This is a genomic window from Microcystis sp. M49636_WE2 (assembly GCF_030065375.1).
GTDB lineage: Bacteria > Cyanobacteriota > Cyanobacteriia > Cyanobacteriales > Microcystaceae > Microcystis > Microcystis aeruginosa_C.
Genome location: NZ_JASJFG010000377.1, coordinates 1 through 3036 on the forward strand (window position 1 = coordinate 1; position 3036 = coordinate 3036).

General features: G+C 47.8%; 2 protein-coding genes and 1 pseudogene. 1 reads left to right on the forward strand and 2 read right to left on the reverse strand.

All coding sequences use genetic code 11. From position 1 onward, the window contains the following. Positions 1-258: pseudogene (locus PX484_RS09085) on the reverse strand (amidophosphoribosyltransferase); the annotation flags it as partial. Positions 259-395: 137 nt separating this feature from the next. Then, positions 396-2666, reverse strand: coding sequence for a phosphoribosylformylglycinamidine synthase subunit PurL (gene purL, locus PX484_RS09090; protein ID WP_287669324.1), 2271 nt, complete (start codon positions 2664-2666; stop codon positions 396-398). Positions 2667-2937: 271 nt separating this feature from the next. Here purL and PX484_RS09095 point away from each other — a divergent pair. Further along, positions 2938-3036 (forward strand): hypothetical protein (locus PX484_RS09095; protein WP_287669361.1); only part of this gene is annotated, 99 nt, incomplete at its 3' end.

Sequence of the window (3036 nt, forward strand, 5' to 3'; positions counted from 1 at the left end):
AGTACCGGGCAAGGTTTTAAGGACAGTTTCGCTAAAAACTTGGGAAACTAAGCCCATTTCTTTGTAACAATGCACCGTTTCCCCGTCGTAGGTGGCAATACCTGCCGATTCCTGTCCTCGGTGTTGCAGGGCATAGAGTCCGAAGTAGGTCAGTTTTGCTACTTCTTCCTCGGGGGCATAGAGTCCAAAAACTCCACAGGCTTCTTCAGGCTTATCGACACTGGCAAAAGATACAGATGAGTCGGGATGGCTAGACATGGGAGGGTTGGGGCTGCAGAATACTTTGGTAACAAAATCTTAACCGATCTTAATCTTCTTTTAACGATTTATTTATCAGCTATCAGCCTTTATTTACCGATATAATCGGCCATCTTATCTAGCTGACGGCCTCAAGATTACAGCCTTCTTTCGATCGCTTTTGACCAAACTTGCTGTATAGTTTCTAGACTAACATCGATCGCTGGTTGTTTATCCCGGTCAAAAATCCGAAGATTATCGCTTTTTTCGCTAACTTTGCCGGTTATTTGCCAATAGTCTCCTAATTGTGTCTTTAGGTATTCTTCCCAATCTTGCCGATTTTCGGAGGAAACGGAGACGATAATGCAACTAGCTAACTCCCCGAATAACACCGCATCAAAACGGCCTTGATGCTGCCAAGAAAGGTCAATTTCCGCCCCTAACTGCCCACTAATACAGCATTCTGCCAGAGCAGTGGCTAAACCTCCCTCGGCGCAATCGTGGGCAGATTTCACCCAACCGGCGCGAATTCCCCAACGACAGGCCGCTTGTACCTTTCTTTCTAACTCAAAATCAATTACCGGCGGTTTTCCCGTCACCAAACCGTGAATAACGGCTAAATATTCCGATGCGCCGATAGTTGGCAAGGAGAAACCCAAAAGATAGATTAAATCCCCCGCTTTTTGCCAACCTTGGCCGCAAATTTGCCCGATATCCGGCACTAATCCCACCATCCCAATCACGGGAGTCGGATAAATAGACTGGGGGCTGCCAGCTGCGTCAACGGTTTCGTTGTACAAAGAGACATTACCCCCAGTTACTGGTGTATTCATTTCCCGACAAGCTTCGGCAATACCCTGACAAGCAGTGGCTAATTGCCAATAACCGATTGAATTCTCTGGACTTCCGAAATTGAGATTATCCGTGACAGCAATGGGGTCAGCCCCAACACAGCTAAGGTTTCTGGCCGCTTCCGCCACGGCCAACTTAGCTCCGTTATAGGGATCAAGATAAACGTATCGCGGATTACAATCTGTAGTCGCCGCTACACCTCGCCGAGAATTTGCGGGATTAGCACCCAGAGGACGCACGCGAATCACGGCCGCATCGGCCCCCCCGGGGAGAATAACAGTGTTATTCTGGACTTGATGATCATATTGACGATAAACCCAGCGTTTTGAGGCAATCGAGGGACTATCCAGCAGTTTTAATAAAATCTCGTTATGGGATTCGGGAATAGGAATAGTAGCATCTTCCCATAATTGAGCTTTTTGGGCGTATTCTGGCGGTTCTGCCAGTAATTCCCGATGATAAATCGGAGTATTATCCGCTAGGGCCGTGGCAGGAATTTCGGCGGCAATTTCCCCTTTAAATAATATACGGACGATCGGTTCTGCAATTACCTGGCCAGCGACCACAGCCTGAAGTCCCCAACGATGGAAAATCTCGATTAATTCGCCTTCTCGTCCCGATGCTGCCACAAATAACATTCTTTCTTGGGATTCCGACAGCAGATATTCGTAGGGGACCATCCCAGTTTCCCGGACGGGGATTTTATCGAGATCTAATTCAATTCCCACCCCTCCCTTGGCCGCCATCTCGGAGGTAGAACAGGTGATCCCGGCAGCCCCCATATCCTGGGCCGCCACCACCGCGCCGGTCTTAAATGCCTCTAAACAAGCTTCTATCAGGGATTTTTCCAGAAAAGGGTCGCCCACTTGCACTGCGGGCCGGTCATCCATAGATTTATCGGTTAATTCGGCACTGGCAAAACTCGCCCCTCCCATACCGTCGCGGCCGGTGGTAGAACCAACGTATAAAACTGGGTTTCCCAGACCTTTTGCCCCAGATTTGACGATTTCCTCGGTTTCCATTAGCCCTAAAGCCATGGCATTAACGAGGGGATTGCCATTGTAGGCATTATCGAAGTATATCTCACCACCCACCGTGGGAACGCCGACACTATTGCCATAATGACTTATTCCTTCCACGACTCCGGCAAAAATGCGACGATTGCGGGCATCTTGCAAGTTACCAAAACGGAGGGAGTTGAGGATAGCAATGGGCCGGGCCCCCATGGTAAAAATATCGCGCAGGATGCCTCCGACTCCGGTAGCGGCACCTTGGAACGGTTCCACCGCAGAAGGATGATTATGGGACTCGATTTTAAAGGCTAATCGCAATCCATCGCCTAAATCCACTACTCCGGCATTTTCCCCCGGTCCGACGAGAATTTTTTCGCCGGTGGTGGGGAATTGTTTGAGCAGCGGCCGGGAGTTTTTATAACAGCAGTGTTCCGACCACATCACGCCAAACATTCCTAATTCGGCTTTGTTGGGGTGTCTTCCCAGTCTTTTGACTATTTCTTCGTATTCTTCGGGTTTGATGCCTTCTGAGGCAATTTCTGCGGCAGTGAAGGGGGTAGTCATGGGACAATGCGATCGAGGGACAAGATTTATTGTATAACGTCTGATGAGATCGAGTTACACTGCTTAGTAAAGGACAAAAAAGTTAAAAGGGTTGCGCTAGTAAAGTTAAGCTAAAGACATAAGTAGGTAGGCGTTAAAAGTTGTCAGATACCCCCCTTATCAAGGGGGGATCGAACCTAAAATTCATTTTTAACTTAATTATAACCAGCTACTTAAGCAAGTCAGAGAGTATTGGGATAAGTGGCAGCAGCAAGGATTATTTTTCTTTCAACTGCCCAAATATTCCTCTGAAATGAATCTTATTGAAATTGAATGGCATCAATTAAAAACTCATGAACTGGCAGGTCAAATTTTTCCCGATGAGTACGAT

Excerpts from the sequence above, each read along its gene's own strand:
- purL (WP_287669324.1), bottom strand. The coding sequence starts at position 2,666 with ATGACTACCCCCTTCACTGCCGCAGAAATTGCCTCAGAAGGCATCAAA.